General features: G+C 69.6%; 12 protein-coding genes. 3 read left to right on the top strand and 9 right to left on the bottom strand.

Features of this window, described 5'->3' with window-relative positions:
* Positions 1 to 143: 143 nt before the first annotated feature.
* From ACFVTC_RS38185 to ACFVTC_RS38175, 3 genes are all read right to left on the bottom strand, one after another.
* A complete protein-coding gene (locus tag ACFVTC_RS38185; protein WP_390133690.1) occupies positions 144 to 767 on the bottom strand; it encodes a hypothetical protein in 624 nt (207 codons plus the stop codon).
* Positions 768 to 835: 68 nt separating this feature from the next.
* Positions 836 to 1,537, bottom strand: a complete 702-nt coding sequence (locus ACFVTC_RS38180; protein WP_390133688.1) for a ribonuclease HII — start codon at positions 1,535 to 1,537, stop codon at positions 836 to 838.
* Positions 1,538 to 1,619: 82 nt separating this feature from the next.
* Positions 1,620 to 2,243 carry a TetR/AcrR family transcriptional regulator gene (locus ACFVTC_RS38175; RefSeq protein ID WP_390133686.1) on the bottom strand — a complete coding sequence of 208 codons (624 nt, stop codon included), beginning with the start codon at positions 2,241 to 2,243 and terminating at the stop codon, positions 1,620 to 1,622.
* Between the two features lie 250 nt (positions 2,244 to 2,493).
* On the opposite strand from ACFVTC_RS38175, the gene ACFVTC_RS38170 reads away from it, so the two are divergent.
* On the top strand, positions 2,494 to 4,041 hold the full coding sequence (locus ACFVTC_RS38170; RefSeq protein ID WP_390133684.1) for an MFS transporter: 1,548 nt from the start codon (positions 2,494 to 2,496) through the stop codon (positions 4,039 to 4,041).
* Positions 4,042 to 4,524: 483 nt separating this feature from the next.
* Here the strand turns inward: ACFVTC_RS38170 and ACFVTC_RS38165 are convergent, their stop codons facing one another.
* The 3 genes from ACFVTC_RS38165 to ACFVTC_RS38155 form a co-directional block, all read right to left on the bottom strand.
* Positions 4,525 to 5,430: an ADP-ribosylglycohydrolase family protein gene (locus ACFVTC_RS38165; RefSeq protein ID WP_390133682.1), complete on the bottom strand. Its 906-nt coding sequence runs from the start codon at positions 5,428 to 5,430 to the stop codon at positions 4,525 to 4,527.
* Positions 5,420 to 6,103, bottom strand: coding sequence for a histidine phosphatase family protein (locus tag ACFVTC_RS38160; protein ID WP_153288193.1), 684 nt, complete (start codon positions 6,101 to 6,103; stop codon positions 5,420 to 5,422). Before ACFVTC_RS38160 ends, ACFVTC_RS38165 begins: the two co-directional genes overlap by 11 nt.
* A gap of 105 nt (positions 6,104 to 6,208) precedes the next feature.
* Positions 6,209 to 6,814, bottom strand: a complete 606-nt coding sequence (locus ACFVTC_RS38155; RefSeq protein WP_390133680.1) for a YdbC family protein — start codon at positions 6,812 to 6,814, stop codon at positions 6,209 to 6,211.
* 156 nt (positions 6,815 to 6,970) lie between these two features.
* On the opposite strand from ACFVTC_RS38155, the gene ACFVTC_RS38150 reads away from it, so the two are divergent.
* On the top strand, positions 6,971 to 7,504 hold the full coding sequence (locus ACFVTC_RS38150) for a TerD family protein (RefSeq protein ID WP_390133678.1): 534 nt from the start codon (positions 6,971 to 6,973) through the stop codon (positions 7,502 to 7,504).
* A 91-nt stretch (positions 7,505 to 7,595) separates the two neighbouring features.
* Here ACFVTC_RS38150 and ACFVTC_RS38145 read toward each other — a convergent pair whose 3' ends face one another.
* Together ACFVTC_RS38145 and nrdR are read right to left on the bottom strand one after the other, a co-directional pair.
* On the bottom strand, positions 7,596 to 10,499 hold the full coding sequence (locus ACFVTC_RS38145) for a vitamin B12-dependent ribonucleotide reductase (protein WP_390133676.1): 2,904 nt from the start codon (positions 10,497 to 10,499) through the stop codon (positions 7,596 to 7,598).
* A gap of 150 nt (positions 10,500 to 10,649) precedes the next feature.
* Positions 10,650 to 11,213, bottom strand: a complete 564-nt coding sequence (nrdR, locus tag ACFVTC_RS38140; RefSeq protein WP_390133674.1) for a transcriptional regulator NrdR — start codon at positions 11,211 to 11,213, stop codon at positions 10,650 to 10,652.
* Between the two features lie 518 nt (positions 11,214 to 11,731).
* Here nrdR and lexA point away from each other — a divergent pair.
* Entirely contained in the window at positions 11,732 to 12,508 is a 777-nt protein-coding gene (gene lexA, locus ACFVTC_RS38135; protein WP_168530554.1) for a transcriptional repressor LexA, read from the top strand.
* A gap of 371 nt (positions 12,509 to 12,879) precedes the next feature.
* Here lexA and ACFVTC_RS38130 read toward each other — a convergent pair whose 3' ends face one another.
* Positions 12,880 to 14,910, bottom strand: coding sequence for an ATP-dependent DNA helicase (locus ACFVTC_RS38130; protein ID WP_390133671.1), 2,031 nt, complete (start codon positions 14,908 to 14,910; stop codon positions 12,880 to 12,882).
* Positions 14,911 to 15,005 lie beyond the last annotated feature (95 nt).

Genomic DNA, 15,005 nt, shown 5'->3' with positions numbered 1-15,005 from the left:
GCGGTCGCGGCGTGATCGCGGCGCACACAGTGATCTGCGGGCACGCCGAAACGATCACCCCGCGTACGTCACCACGCCGACTCACCGGCGGGCGGCGGCTCCGAGCGAGCCCCGGACGGCCTCGGACGGCGTCCGGGACTCGTTCAGACTCCGGCGCCCAGAACCGAGTTGATCTGCTGCGGGTCACCGCAGACGATCAACAGGGCGCCGGCCCGGCCGAGGGCCAGGGGCAGAGCGGTGGCGACAGTGTCGGAACCGCCGTTGACGGCGACCACGACGACGGGACGGGACTTGGCCCGGCCCACGACGGAGGCATCGGCGTAGAACACGTCGTCGCCCGCGTCGAGCTGCGCCCAGTAGGCGGTCTCGCCGAAGGAGAGCTCGTGCGCGGCCCACGGGTGCGGTTGGCCGGTGGTGATCACCAGCACCTCACCGGGGGCACGGCCCGACTCCAACAGCAGATCGACCGCTTCTTCGGCGGCGTCCAGCGCACCCTCGGCCGGAGCCGGGATCAGCTGGATCTTCGGGGTGGCGGCAGCGGGTGCGGCCACCGGGACGGACGGCCCCGACGCGGCCACGACCGGCTCGCGCGGGGTGCGTTGGGCCGGCATCGGCCTGACAGGTCCCGGACGTCCGGGACGCGGCGGAGCCACGGGACGGGGACCGGGTACGGGACGAGGGGTCGGCGCGGTACGGCCACTGGCCGGAGTCGCGCGGGGACCCTGGGCACTCTCGTGAATCTGAGGCTCCTCGGGAATGAGAGGCATGAGCTGATTTTTATCAAACGCCGACACGACTCGCGTCGGCGGGTGGCACATGAGTGCGAACGGAACCGTCAGAAATCGAAGCCGAGCTGACCCTCGATCTCCGGAGCGCTTCCGTCCGCCCAGCTGCGGACCTTCTTGAGGTGCCGCCACTGGGGCAGCGCATCAAGGTACGCCCATGTCAGCCGGTGGTACGGGGTGGGGCCCCGCTCCGCCAGTGCGGCCTTGTGCACGGGAGACGGATACCCGGCGTTGGCCGCAAAGGCGAAGTCTGCATGGCCGACACCCAGTTCGGCCATCATTTTGTCGCGCTGAACCTTGGCGATCACCGAGGCCGCCGCGACGGCCACGCAGGACTGGTCACCCTTGATCACCGTGCGGACCCGCCACGGCGACCCGAGGTAGTCGTGCTTCCCATCGAGGATGACCGCGTCGGGCCGGACGGGCAAGGCCTCCAGGGCCCGCACCGCCGCGAGGCGCAGGGCCGCCGTCATCCCCAGTTCGTCGATCTCCTCGGGAGAGGAATGCCCCAGGGCGTACGACGTCACCCACTTCTCCAACTCCACGGCCAAGGCGGTTCGCCGCTTGACGGTGAGGAGCTTGGAGTCGGTGAGACCTTCGGGGGGACGGCGCAGACCCGTGACCGCGGCACAGACGGTGACCGGGCCGGCCCATGCACCGCGGCCCACCTCGTCGACACCGGCGATGATCTTCGCTCCGGTCGTGGCGCGGAGGGAGCGCTCGACAGTGTGGGTGGGTGGTTCGTACGGCATGGCGACCTCAGCCTACGCCGCCCGGAGCCCCTCGCGACACCAGGGTTTCCCACGGCGGCCGGGGCCCCGCCCCCGACCCGGTTCAGGCACCGTCGCGCCGGAGCAGCGGAACCATCAGCTGGTCGATCATCTCCTCCAGATCCCGCTCGCCCCATTCGCTCGCGCACACCTTCGAGCGGTACATCATCATCGCCGGAATGGCGTCGAAGACGTAGGGGTTCGCGGCGTCCGGACGCACCTCTCCCCGCTCGATCCCCCGGAGGACGATGTCCTGCAGCAGATGCGTCGTCGGCTCGATGACCCCGCCGAGAATCACGCCGTGGAAGCGTTCGGCCTGTGCCGCGTCGCACTCGTGAAGTACCGATCGGAGCGCGAATCCGGGTTGCGAGTACATCGCCTCCCGCACCAGCCGGCACAGCTCCAGCAGATCCTCCCTGACACTCCCCAGGTCGGGGGCGTCGGCCAGACTCGGCAGCCCGGCCTTCAGCGCGTCCGCGACAAGGTCCTCCTTGGAGGGCCAGCGACGGTAGACCGCCGCCTTTCCGGTCTGGGCCCGCGCGGCGACACCCTCCATGGTGAGGCCGCTCCAGCCGACCGTACTGAGCTGCTCCAGTGCGGCTTCGAGGATCGCGCGTTCGAGCACAGCACCGCGTCGGCGCAGGGAGGCCGCCTGAGCGGGGGCGGCCGTCCAACGCGAAGTAACCATCTGAGTGTCTCCGTTGTGCGAGGAGGCGGGGGACTGGGGCGGGACCTGGGGTGAGGCCGAAGGCGAGACCTCCTGGGGGGAGGGCCGCCGCGGTCGGGTGCGGTAGGCGAACTCGGGACCGGTACGAGCGCCCGACCGACGTCACGCGGCAGCGACTTCAGTGAACGCTTGCGTTCACTGTCGGGGACTCACTACCGTTGACGCGACAGTGAACGCGAGCGTTCACTAACGCACTTGTGGGGGACCCATAGTGACAACCTCTCAGTTGATTCAGGAATCGAAGCCAGGAGCGGCCCGTCGGGAAGGACATCCCGGCCTCGCGCTCGCCGTCATCGCGGCCTGCCAACTCATGGTGGTACTCGACGCGACGATTGTGAACATTGCCCTCCCGCACATTCAAGACGCGCTCAAGTTCAGCACAACCGACCTGACCTGGGTGGTCAGCGCGTACACCCTCACCTTCGGTGGCCTGCTGCTGCTCGGCGGCAGGGCAGGCGACATCCTCGGTCGTCGCCGGGTCTTCATGACCGGCATCCTGCTCTTCACGCTCGCCTCGCTGCTCGGTGGACTCGCCCAGGAACCCTGGCAGTTGCTGGCCGCGCGTGCCCTCCAGGGCGTGGGTGGCGCGATCGCGTCGCCCACCGCGCTGGCGCTCATCACCACGACCTTCCCCGAAGGCCCGGAACGCAACAGGGCCTTCGCCGTCTTCGCCGGGGTCTCCGCGGGCGGTGGCGCGATCGGACTCCTCGCGGGCGGCATGCTCACCGAGTGGCTCGACTGGCGCTGGGTGCTCTTCGTCAACGTGCCCATCGGTGTGCTGATCGCGGTGCTCGCGCCGATGTACATAAACGAGTCCGAGCGCCATCCCGGACGCTTCGACATCACGGGCGCGCTGACCTCGACGGCCGGTATGGCCACCCTCGTGTACGGCTTCATCCGCTCTGCGGCGGAAGGCTGGCGGGACGGTCTCACCATCGGGTCGTTCGTCGCGGCACTGCTCCTGCTGCTGGCCTTCGCCTTCACCGAGACCCGGGCGAAGGAGCCGATCACCCCGCTGAAGATGTTCGCCGACCGCAACCGCTCCGGCACGTACGTGATCATGCTGAGCCTGGCGGCGGCGATGTTCGGGATGTTCTTCTTCATCGTGCTGTTCGTGCAGAACGTTCTGGGCTACACCCCGATCCAGGCGGGCCTCGCCTTCCTCCCCGTGACGGCGGCGATCGGTATCGGCGCGGCCCTGTCGCAGCGGTTCCTTCCCGTACTGGGGCCCAAGCCCTTCATGATGGGCGGTTCCGCGCTGGTGGCGGTCGGGCTCGGCTGGCTGACGTTCATGAGCCCCGACAGCACCTATGTCGGCGGGATCCTCGGTCCGATGCTGCTCTTCGCCTTCGGTATGGGACTGAACTTCGTGACCCTGACCGTCACCGCGGTCTCCGGTGTCGCCCAGCACGAGGCGGGCGCGGCGTCCGGACTTCTCAACGTCACGCAGCAGGTGGGTGGTTCGCTCGGTCTCTCCATCCTGACCACGGTCTTCGGCACCGCGAGCCGGGACGAGGCGAAGAAGCAGGTGCCGAAGTTCCTGACCGGCTCCTCGCCGGAGCAGAAGGCCGAGTTCGCCAAGACGCGTCAACTGCCCGCGCCCTGGGGCCATGACGTGCTCGCCCACGGCATCTCGACCGCCTTCGTACCGGCCGTCGCGATGGCGGTACTGGCCCTGCTCACCGCTTCCGTGGTGATCCGCGTCCGCAAGAGCGACCTGGAAGCCCTGGCGGGCACGGCGGGACCGGCAGGAGCCTGACGAGGAGGGCTGCGGAGGGCGGGCCCGGCCCGGGGATGACCGGTACGGTCCACGGTCCGGCCCTCCGCAGCGCGCGGCACCGTGCCGTCGCGCGTCACGGACGGAACACCGTCCCGACCCCGCGTCACGGACGGAACACCGTCCCGACCCCGCGTCACGGACGGAACACCGTCCCGACCCCGCGTCGCAAACGGGACGCGTCACCGCTCCACTGCCCCGAGGACGGCTCTCTGGGGCCCATCGACGGGCGCAAGGGGCCCAGGGTTGGATCTCTGGGCCCGTCCATGGCCCCCCTGGGTGGACCCATGGGCCCCATGGACGGTCCCAGGAGGCCCATCGACCGACCCGGGGCGCCGCGGGACCGCTCGCATCACCTTCACGGGTGCGGAGGACACCCGCACCTGAACCTTCACGGGTGCGGAGGACACCCGCACCTGAACCTTCACGGGCGCGGAGGACACCCGCACCCGAGCGACACCCCGCCTACGCCGCGACAGCCATCCACCGCGGCAGGCTCTCCGTCCGCGTCACCCACTCCCCCGGTGGGGCCCCCGCCTTACCGGAGCCGACCACTCCGCCGACGATGGCACAGGTCGTGTCCATGTCGCCGCCCACCTGGGCCGTCGCCCAGAAGGCCGCTTCGTAGTCCCCGAGGGTCCGTGCCGCCGACCAGAGCGCGAACGGCACCGTGTCGTGCGCCGTGGTGCGCCGCCCGCATCCCAGTACGGCCGCGACCGTCGCGGTGTCCCCGTAGTCGAGCATGTCCCGGGCCCTGCGCAGCCCTGCACCGACGGCGCTGCGCGGCACGAGCGCGATGACGCCGTCGAGCAGCGCCCCGGGGCTCGGCGGCCCCGCCGGGTCGGCCGCGAGGGCGGCGGCCGCGGCGACAGCCATGGCGCCCACGACGGCCTCACGGTGCTGATGGGTGGGGTACGCCGAGATCTCCGCCTGGTGGACCGCCTGCTCGGGGTCGTCCGCGTACCAGGCCCCCAGGGGGGCGATCCGCATCGCCGCGCCGTTGCCCCACGAGCCCTGCCCCTTGAAGAGGGCGGAGGCCAGCTGTCGCCAGTCGCCGCCTTCCCGGACCTGTCGCAGCAGCCGGTTGACCGCGGGACCGTACCCGCGGTCGAAGTCGTGGTGCTCGGCGAAGGAGCGGGCGAGCTCGTCCTGGTCGATGCGGCGGTGCCGGCCCAGGACGGCCACCACGGAGGAGGCCATCTCGGTGTCGTCCGTCCACTGCCAGGGGCCGGGCGGAAGATCGCGGCGCTTGAGCAGCGGGTAGTTCGCGGGCACGAAGAACTGTGAGCCCAGCGCGTCCCCCACCGCGAGTCCACGCAGGCTGGCCAGGGCGCGGCCCATGCGTGCGTCGTGAGAGGTGTCAGCGGTCATCGCCCTGCCACTCTATCCCGCTGACCCCGTACGGCTCCGGATCACGCCAGCGCTCGAACGGGCGGTCGAGGGTGTACTTGTCGTCGTCGCCGAGAACGAGCATCCGCATCTCCGCGTTCCCCGGATTCGACAGTGCCTCGAACTCGGCGACCGTCCAGTGGAACCAGCGCATGCAGAACAGGCGCATGGCCAGACCATGGGTCACCAGGAGCACGTTCGGCGGGTGGTCGGGCGCCTCGAAGCTGCGGTACAGGCTCTCCAGGAAGCCGCCGACCCGGTCGTACACGTCGGCGCCGGACTCACCCTGGGCGAAGCGGTAGAAGAAGTGCCCGTAGGCGTCCCGGTACGTCTTCTGAAGACGTACGTCGTCGCGGTCCTGCCAGTTGCCCCAGTCCTGCTCGCGCAGCCGGGGCTCCTCGCGCACCCGCATGAGCTCGGGGTCGAGGTGAAAGGCACGGAGCGTCTCGTGCGTACGCCGGTACGGGGAGACGTACACGCTGACGCGCTCGCGTCCCAGCACCTCCCGCAACCGTTTTCCGGTCTCCTCGGCCTGCTGCCACCCCTTCTCGGTGAGCGCGAGAGCGTGGTCGGGTTCGCGTTCGTACACGGTGTCGTCCGCGTTGCCCGCTGACTCGCCGTGCCGGACAAGGACGATGCGCCGTGGTCTTACCATGCCAAGACCCTAATTCGGGTGATGGCCGATCGAGCACTCGTACGGGCTCCATACGGCACAGATCACACGCGTCCCCCACATCGGGCACCCATGGTCACCACGCCTTCAGACCGTCCAGGCGGGTTCCAGCGCCACTATGTCGCCCGCGAGGGCGGCGACATCGGCGTCCGTCTGGGCACGCAGTGTGAGCCGCTCGACACGCTCGGCTCGGTACTTGCCGTGCTCGGCGGCCGACAGCCACATGGACAGGATCAGGAACTCGTGGCCGGGCGCCTCGCCGAACAGCCCCCGCACCATGCCGGGCGACCCGGCCATCGCGGGGTTCCATACCTTCTCCTGCATCAGCGCGAAGTGCTCGGCCCGCTCCTCGTGGACACGACAGTGGGCCACCCGCAGCACGTCGGCGTCCGCGAAGCGCGGTTCGAAGCCGGTCTTCACGTCGAACCGGTGATCGAAGAGCTTGACCTGCGCGTCCTTGAAGGTCCCGGACTGAGCGGTGGCGAGCCGATCGTGCGAGCGGGCCATGAAGGAGTCGTAGAAGGCACGGCTCTCCCAGAAGGTGAAGAGGTGCGCCACACCGGGCCGCCCCCGGCTCCAGCCCCCACCCTGTCCTCGGAATCCGGGCTCGCCCAGAAGCCCCGCCCACTTTCGCTGCCCGCGCTCGAAACCGCGACGGTCCACCACGGTGCAGCGAATCCACTTGACCAGCACCGCGCCATCGTAAGGCCACGGAGCGTGGCGTCGGTCACGCTCCGGCGGAGTCCACCCGCGCGAGCGCTCCCGCGCGCGTGGCACGATGGGCAACCGAACCTGACCGCACAGCAGTTGGGGCAGGAAACTGATGGAACGCGGGGAGGGGAAATTCGGATGAACGGTCTCAACAAGGGGATACGCAAGGTCGAGCTCGCGGTGAAATGGGACCCCAGTCCCGTCGGTGAGCCCGCGACCGACCTCGACATCATCGCGGCGACCTACGGGGCCGACGACCCGTACGGAAGCCCTGTCTACGTGGTGCACTTCGACAGCCGCTCCCCGGACGGCACGATCTACCTCAACCGGGACAGCAAGGACGGCAAGGGCTTCGGCTGGGACGAGGTCATGACACTGGAGCTGGACCGTCTCAACAGCCGGTACACGCGTGTGGTGGTCGGCGTCCTGATCCAGCAGCGCTCCGGCCACAAGGCGTTCGTCGGCGTGCTCAACCCCGGTCTGCGGATGCGCGAGGGCTACACGGTCCTGGCGGAGGACAGCTTCGGCGGTGTCCTGGGCGCGACGGCCGCGACGGTCGGTGAGTTCCTCCGCGACGACTCCGGGGAGTGGACCTTCCACCCGGGCATCCACGGCTACGACACGGACCCGGCGGCGTTCCCCGCGATCATGGGCCGCCGGCACGGCTCCTGAACCGCACCCGAAGAAACCGCCCTCTCCGTAGGGCCGCGAAAACGCCGAAGGGCGGCACGACCGGTGGTCGTGCCGCCCTTCGCCGGTGTGATCAGCTGCAACCGCTGGTCGAACCGCAGCCCTCGCAGATGTAGCAGGAACCGGCCCGCTGCATCTTCGTGCCACAGGAGAAGCACAGGGGGGCGTCCGCCTGGATGCCCAGCTGCATCTCCACCAGTTCGGCACTGGTGTGAGCCTGCCTCGGGGCGGGCTCGGCCACCGCGACCTCGGCCACGGGGGCGGCGACGGCCTTCAGTTCCTGCGCGCGGGGCGCGGACTGGGCGAGGCCCTCGACGTCCATGTCGACATCTTCCATGGACGGCTCGTAGGAACCCGTCTCCAGATGACGCTGACGCTCCTCGGCCGAGTGGATGCCGAGCGCGGAACGCGTCTCGAACGGCAGGAAGTCCAGCGCCAGGCGGCGGAAGATGTAGTCGACGATCGACTGCGCCATCCGCACGTCCGGGTCGTCCGTCATGCCGGCCGGCTCGAAGCGCATGTTGGTGAACTTCGAGACGTACGTCTCCAGGGGCACGCCGTACTGCAGACCCACGGAGACCGCGATCGAGAAGGCGTCCATCATGCCCGCGAGGGTGGAGCCCTGCTTCGACATCTTCAGGAAGACCTCGCCGAGACCGTCGTCCGGGTAGGAGTTGGCGGTCATGTAGCCCTCGGCGCCGCCCACCGTGAAGGAGGTGGTGATGCCGGGACGGCCCTTGGGGAGGCGCTTGCGCACCGGGCGGTACTCGACGACCTTCTCGACCGTCTCACGGATGGTCGCCTCGGCCTTCGCCGTGACGGCGTCGGTCGCGGACTTCTCCTTGGTCTTGGCGGAGAGGGGCTGGCCGACCTTGCAGTTGTCGCGGTAGATCGCGAGCGCCTTGACGCCCATCTTCCACGCCTCGAAGTAGACCTCTTCGACGTCCTCGACGGTCGCCGTCTCCGGCAGGTTGACCGTCTTGGAGAGCGCGCCGGAGATCCAGGGCTGGATCGCGGCCATCATGCGGACGTGGCCCATCGCGGAGATGGAACGCTCGCCCATGGCGCAGTCGAAGACCTCGTAGTGCTCGTGCTTGAGGCTCGGGGCGTCGACGACATTGCCGTTCTCGGCGATGTGGGCGACGACCGCCTCGATCTGCTCCTCCTGGTAGCCCAGGCGTCGCAGGGCCTGCGGGACGGTGCCGTTCACGATCTGCATCGAGCCGCCGCCGACCAGCTTCTTGAACTTGACCAGCGCGAGGTCGGGCTCCAGGCCGGTGGTGTCGCAGGACATCGCGAGACCGATGGTGCCGGTCGGGGCGATGACCGAGGCCTGCGCGTTGCGGAAGCCGTTCTTCTCACCGAGGTGCAGCACGTCCTGCCACGCCTCCGTGGCGGCGGCCCAGATCGGCGTGTCCAGGTCGTCCACCCGGACGGCCACGGCGTTGGCGTCGGAGTGCTGCTTCATGACGCGCTGGTGCGGCTGCGCGTTGCGGGCGTAGCCGTCGTACGGGCCGACGACCGCGGCGAGCTCGGCGGAGCGGCGGTACGAGGTGCCGGTCATCAGCGAGGTGATGGAACCGGCCAGGGCGCGGCCGCCGTCGGAGTCGTACGCGTGACCGGTCGCCATCAGGAGGGCGCCGAGGTTGGCGTAGCCGATGCCCAGCTGACGGAAGGCGCGGGTGTTCTCGCCGATCTTCTGGGTCGGGAAGTCCGCGAAGCAGATGGAGATGTCCATCGCGGTGATGACGAGCTCGACGACCTTGGCGAAGCGCTCGACCTCGAAGGACTGGCGGCCCTTGCCGTCGTCCTTCAGGAACTTCATGAGGTTCAGCGAGGCGAGGTTGCAGGACGTGTTGTCCAGGTGCATGTACTCGCTGCAGGGGTTCGAGCCGTTGATACGGCCGGACTCCGGGCAGGTGTGCCACTGGTTGATCGTGTCGTCGTACTGGATGCCCGGGTCGGCGCAGGCCCAGGCGGCCTCGGCCATCTTGCGGAAGAGCGACTTGGCGTCGACCTCCTCGATGACCTCGCCGGTCATGCGCGAGGTGAGGCCGAACTTGCCGCCCGACTCGACCGCCTTCATGAACGTGTCGTTCACGCGGACCGAGTTGTTGGCGTTCTGGTACTGGACGGACGTGATGTCGTCGCCGCCCAGGTCCATGTCGAAGCCCGCGTCGCGCAGGGCGCGGATCTTCTCCTCTTCCTTGACCTTGGTCTCGATGAAGTCCTCGATGTCGGGGTGGTCGACGTCGAGGATGACCATCTTGGCCGCGCGGCGGGTGGCGCCGCCCGACTTGATCGTTCCTGCGGAGGCGTCGGCACCGCGCATGAAGGAGACCGGACCGGAGGCGTTGCCGCCCGAGGAGAGGAGCTCCTTGGAGGAGCGGATACGGGAGAGGTTCAGGCCGGCGCCGGAGCCGCCCTTGAAGATCATCCCCTCTTCCTTGTACCAGTCGAGGATCGACTCCATGGAGTCGTCGACGGACAGGATGAAACAGGCGGAGACCTGCTGGGGCTGCGGCGTCCCGACGTTGAACCAGACGGGGCTGTTGAAGCTGAAGATCTGGTGCAGGAGCGCGTACGCCAGCTCGTGCTCGAAGATCTCGGCGTCGGCGGGCGAGGCGAAGTACTTGTAGTCCTCGCCGGCCTTCCGGTACGTCTTCACGATGCGGTCGATGAGCTGCTTGAGGCTCACCTCGCGCTGCGGGGTGCCCACGGCACCCCGGAAGTACTTGCTGGTGACGATGTTGACCGCGTTCACCGACCAGAAGCCGGGGAACTCGACGCCACGCTGCTCGAAGTTGACCGAGCCGTCGCGCCAGTTGGTCATGACGACGTCACGGCGCGCCCACTCCACCTCGTCGTACGGATGCACGCCGGGGGTGGTGTGGATACGCTCGATGCGCAGTCCCTTGCTGGCCTTGGTGCCCTTGGCGCGGGAACCTCGTGCCGGACCGCTCGCCGTCTCTGTCATGCCGCCTCCCTGTTTCAGGCTAAAACGCCCTGAAGTGCCACGTTCTTCCCATGGCACGTTGTGTGTCTGATGCCGCGCGCGCCGTCCGTACGGCCTTGCGCGGCAGGTCTGTGGTCGCCGCCGGGCGGCCGGCCCGAGCCGGCCTTCCCGTCAGTCGGCGGCGGTGGCGGGCACAGGGACCTGGACGGTCCCTCCGGACCCGCGGTCGCATTCCGGGCGCTCCGCGTCCGCGGCGCCCGCGCCTCCCTCGTTCCCCGCGGCGGGGCAGCGCCCCGTCTCCCTGAGTTCCACGATGGCGGCCTCGAAGTCCTCGAGCGAGTCGAACGCCCGGTAGACGGACGCGAACCGCAGATAGGCGACGAGGTCGAGTTCCTGCAACGGGCCGAGTATGGCCAGCCCCACGTCGTGGGTGGTCAGTTCGGCGCTTCCGGTGGCTCGCACCGCCTCCTCGACCCGCTGGCCGAGCTGGGCGAGCGCGTCCTCGGTGACGGGCCGCCCCTGGCACGCCTTGCGCACGCCGTTGATGACCTTGGTACGACTGAAGGGCTCGGTGACGCCGGACCGCTTGACCACCATCAGCGAGCACGTCTCCACGGTCGTGAAACGACGGGAGCAGTCGGGGCACTGGCGGCGCCTGCGGATCGACGTGCCGTCATCGGTCGTACGACTGTCGACGACGCGGCTGTCGGGGTGCCTGCAGAAGGGGCAGTGCATGGCTCCAACCCTCCTTCACAGCACGACTCATAGACCCCGCGAGACCTCACGGGCCTCTCGGAGCAGCCCCAAGCATAGGCGATGACCGGAGGCTCGAAGACCCGGGGGACCACAACTTCTGGGCCGCTCCGGCAATCCAACCACTAGATGTGGGGATCGACCCGTAAATTCGCCCAGGGCGCGCGTGTCGCGCACGTATGGGCATGTGCCGCACGGGCGTACCGATCCCGGACACACGGGGATACCGTGGTCAGCGCGCGGACGGGGGGTCGGTACCCGCCGGACGGGGTGCCGGATGGCAGACTGGGGCGCGGCCCACATCCGCCGGCACGGTCATCGCCTCGGCGCTGAAGAGTACAGCAATGAGACCTTTTGTCCGACGGATGCGGCATCAGCCATACACCTAGCCACATGATCGCGTGGGGCAATCCGCGTTTTTTCACTCGAACGTGTGTTTGGCGCAACCTTTCGAAAGCAACTACCGTTGTCCAGCAGGGAGACCATCGAGAGGGGCCGACGTGACCACCACCGCAGACAGCGCCACCATCACTGCCCAGGACCGCTCCCAGGGCCGACTCGAGCCGGTGCATGCGATGAACGAAGCCACGAACCATGAGGGGCCCAAGCGTTCCCTGCCGGGCCGACCTCCAGGCATCCGTGCGGACAGCTCGGGACTCACCGACAGGCAACGCCGGGTGATCGAGGTCATCAGGGACTCCGTGCAGCGACGCGGCTACCCGCCGTCGATGCGGGAGATCGGACAGGCGGTAGGCCTCTCCAGCACCTCCTCGGTCGCACACCAGCTGATGGCACTGGAGCGCAAGGGCTTCCTGCGCCGAGACCCGCACCGCCCGCGCGCGTACGAGGTCAGGGGCTCCGACCAGTCCTCGGCACAGCCCACGGACACCGCGGGCAAGCCGGCCGCGTCATACGTCCCGCTCGTGGGCCGTATCGCCGCCGGTGGCCCGATCCTGGCCGAGGAGTCCGTGGAGGACGTCTTCCCGCTCCCCCGGCAGCTGGTGGGTGACGGTGAGCTGTTCGTCCTCAAGGTCGTCGGTGACTCGATGATCGAGGCGGCCATCTGTGACGGTGACTGGGTGACGGTCCGCCGCCAGCCCGTCGCGGAGAACGGCGACATCGTGGCCGCGATGCTGGACGGCGAAGCCACCGTGAAGCGGTTCAAGCGCGAGGACGGCCACGTGTGGCTGCTCCCGCACAACTCCGCCTACCAGCCGATCCCCGGCGACGAGGCGACCATCCTGGGCAAGGTGGTGGCCGTACTGCGGCGAGTGTGACAGCGCGCGCCGGGCGGCACCGTCCGCCCCGCCCCTGACCGGGCCCCGGGACCAACTGCGCCGGTTCCGGGGCCCTGCACGTTCCACCGCGCGGCCCCGCGGCCGCGCCCGGTGAGATCGGTACGGGCCGCGGAACGCCCCGGCGTCTCACACCCGCGCGCCGGCCTCGATACACCTCGACGCTGACCCTCAAGGCGCGCCGGCCTCGATACACCTCGACGGTGACCTCGAGGTGTCCGTCGATCGTGGCGACCCGGGCATCCGACGCCCTCGACTCCACCTGGGCACCGCTCGAACCAGGCCCTCGACTCCACCGGAGCACCGCCCGAACCGACCGGCCGCCGGCACGACCGGCCGCCGGCATGCAGCCGCTACGCCTCCTCGGCCGGCCCCGGCGTCTCCGCCTCCTCCGCCTTCTGCTCGTGCACCGCGTCCTCCGCCTTGCGCGCCGCCTCGTCGATCGCCGTGAGCGACCGCCGGACCTGGTTGCGGTCCGTCGTGTACCAGAAGTCGGGCAGCGAGGCCTTGAGATAGCTGCCGTAGCGAGCCGTGGCCAGGCGCTGGTCCAGCACCGCCACCACACCGCGGTCCCCCGTGGCGCGTACGAGGCGGCCGGCGCCCTGCGCCATCAGCAGCGCGGCGTGCGTGGCGGCGACGGCCATGAAGCCGTTGCCGCCCTTGTCCTCGACGGCCTTCTGGCGGGCGCTCATCAGCGGGTCGTCCGGGCGCGGGAACGGGATCTTGTCCATGACGACCAGCTGACAGCTGGCACCGGGGACGTCCACGCCCTGCCAGAGCGAGAGCGTGCCGAACAGACAGGTCTTCGGGTCGGCCGCGAAGTTCTTGATCAGCTCGCCGAGCGTCTCCTCGCCCTGCAGCAGGATGGGGTACTCGGGGATGCGCGTGCGCAGCTCCTCCGCCGCGAGCTGGGCGGCCCGCATCGAGGAGAACAGGCCCAGCGTGCGGCCCCCGGCGGACTGGATCAGTTCGGTGAGCTCGTCCAGCATGTCGCCGCGGTCGCCGTCACGCGCGGGGCGTGCCAGGTGCTTGGCCACGTACAGAATGCCCTGCCGGGGGTAGTCGAAGGGCGAGCCGACGTCGACGCCCTTCCACTGCGGGAGGTCCTCGCCCTCGGTGCCCTCCGGGGCGAGCCCCAGCGACGCCCCCACCCCGTTGAAGTCGCCGCCGAGCTTCAGGGTGGCCGACGTCAGGACGACCGACCGGTCCGAGAAGAGCTTCTCCCTGAGGAGACCGGACACCGACATGGGGGCCACCCGCAGCGACGCGCCGAAGCGGTCGTGGCGCTCGTACCAGACGACGTCCCATTCGGAGCCGTTGGAGATGCGCTCCGCCACGTCATGGACCGACTCCACCGCGGCGAGGGCCTGCTTGCGGACCGCGTCCTCGTCCTGGACGGACTTGTCGCGGGTGGAGCCGATCGCGGAGATCACCGTGCGCGCGGCGTCACGCAGCGCCATCAGCGCGTATCCGAGATCCTCCGGGATCTCCTCCAGACGACCGGGAAGCGCCAGCTCCATCAGCCGCTCGAAGCCCTCGGCGGCGGTCTGCAGCTGGTCGGCCGCCTTCTCGTTGACGAGCCTCGCGGCGCGCCGGACGGCGCGGTTGACCTGGCCGGGGGTGAGCTCGCCGGTCGCGACGCCGGTGACCCGGGAGACCAGCTCATGGGCCTCGTCGACGATCAGCACCTCGTGCTGCGGGAGGACCGGTGCGCCCTCGATGGCGTCGATCGCGAGCAGCGCGTGGTTGGTGACGACGACCTCGGCGAGCTTGGCGCGCTCGCGGGCCATCTCGGCGAAGCACTCCGCTCCATAGGCGCATTTGCTCGCGCCCAGGCACTCCCGGGACGACACGGACACCTGGCTCCAGGCGCGGTCGGAGACGCCCGGCGTGAGGTTGTCGCGGTCACCGGTCTCGGTCTCGTCCGACCAGTCCCGCAGACGCAGCAGGTCCTGGCCCAGTTTGCTGGTGGGCGCGGCGGCCTCGAACTGGTCGAAGAGGCCCTCTTCCTCCTCCTGCGGCACACCCTCGTGCAGCCGGTGCAGGCACAGGTAGTTCGACCGGCCCTTGAGCATCGCGAACTCGGGGCGGCGGCGCAGCAGGGGATGCAGCGCGTCGACGGTCCGTGGAAGATCACGCTCCACGAGCTGCCGCTGGAGCGCCAGGGTGGCGGTCGCCACGACGACGCGCTCCCCGTGGGCGAGCGCGGGCACCAGATAGCCGAGGGACTTTCCGGTGCCGGTGCCCGCCTGCACCAGCAGGTGGGAGCTGTCGTCGATGGCACCCGCGACGGCTTCGGCCATGGTCACCTGACCAGGGCGCTCCGTGCCACCGACGGCGGTGACGGCGGCGTGCAGGAGTTCGGGGAGTGAGGGCTCTGTCATAGCGATGCCAGCCTACGGGGCTCCACTGACAACCGGGCGATCACGGCCCGGTGGACGGACACGATCAGGACGATCGCGGGACGGGTCGTGAGCAC

The organism is Streptomyces sp. NPDC057950 (genome assembly GCF_042887295.1).
GTDB classification, from domain to species: Bacteria; Actinomycetota; Actinomycetes; order Streptomycetales; family Streptomycetaceae; genus Streptomyces; species Streptomyces kaempferi.
Note: the sequence above shows the minus strand (reverse complement) of the source record. Positions and strands in the feature narration are given on the sequence as shown.

Coding starts and splice junctions, on each gene's coding strand:
- ACFVTC_RS38175 (WP_390133686.1), bottom strand. CDS start 2,243: ATGGTTACTTCGCGTTGGACGGCCGCCCCCGCTCAGGCGGCCTCCCTG.
- ACFVTC_RS38130 (WP_390133671.1), bottom strand. CDS start 14,910: ATGACAGAGCCCTCACTCCCCGAACTCCTGCACGCCGCCGTCACCGCC.
- nrdR (WP_390133674.1), bottom strand. CDS start 11,213: ATGCACTGCCCCTTCTGCAGGCACCCCGACAGCCGCGTCGTCGACAGT.
- ACFVTC_RS38150 (WP_390133678.1), top strand. CDS start 6,971: ATGAACGGTCTCAACAAGGGGATACGCAAGGTCGAGCTCGCGGTGAAA.
- ACFVTC_RS38165 (WP_390133682.1), bottom strand. CDS start 5,430: ATGACCGCTGACACCTCTCACGACGCACGCATGGGCCGCGCCCTGGCC.
- ACFVTC_RS38160 (WP_153288193.1), bottom strand. CDS start 6,103: ATGGTAAGACCACGGCGCATCGTCCTTGTCCGGCACGGCGAGTCAGCG.
- ACFVTC_RS38185 (WP_390133690.1), bottom strand. CDS start 767: ATGCCTCTCATTCCCGAGGAGCCTCAGATTCACGAGAGTGCCCAGGGT.
- ACFVTC_RS38145 (WP_390133676.1), bottom strand. CDS start 10,499: ATGACAGAGACGGCGAGCGGTCCGGCACGAGGTTCCCGCGCCAAGGGC.
- ACFVTC_RS38180 (WP_390133688.1), bottom strand. CDS start 1,537: ATGCCGTACGAACCACCCACCCACACTGTCGAGCGCTCCCTCCGCGCC.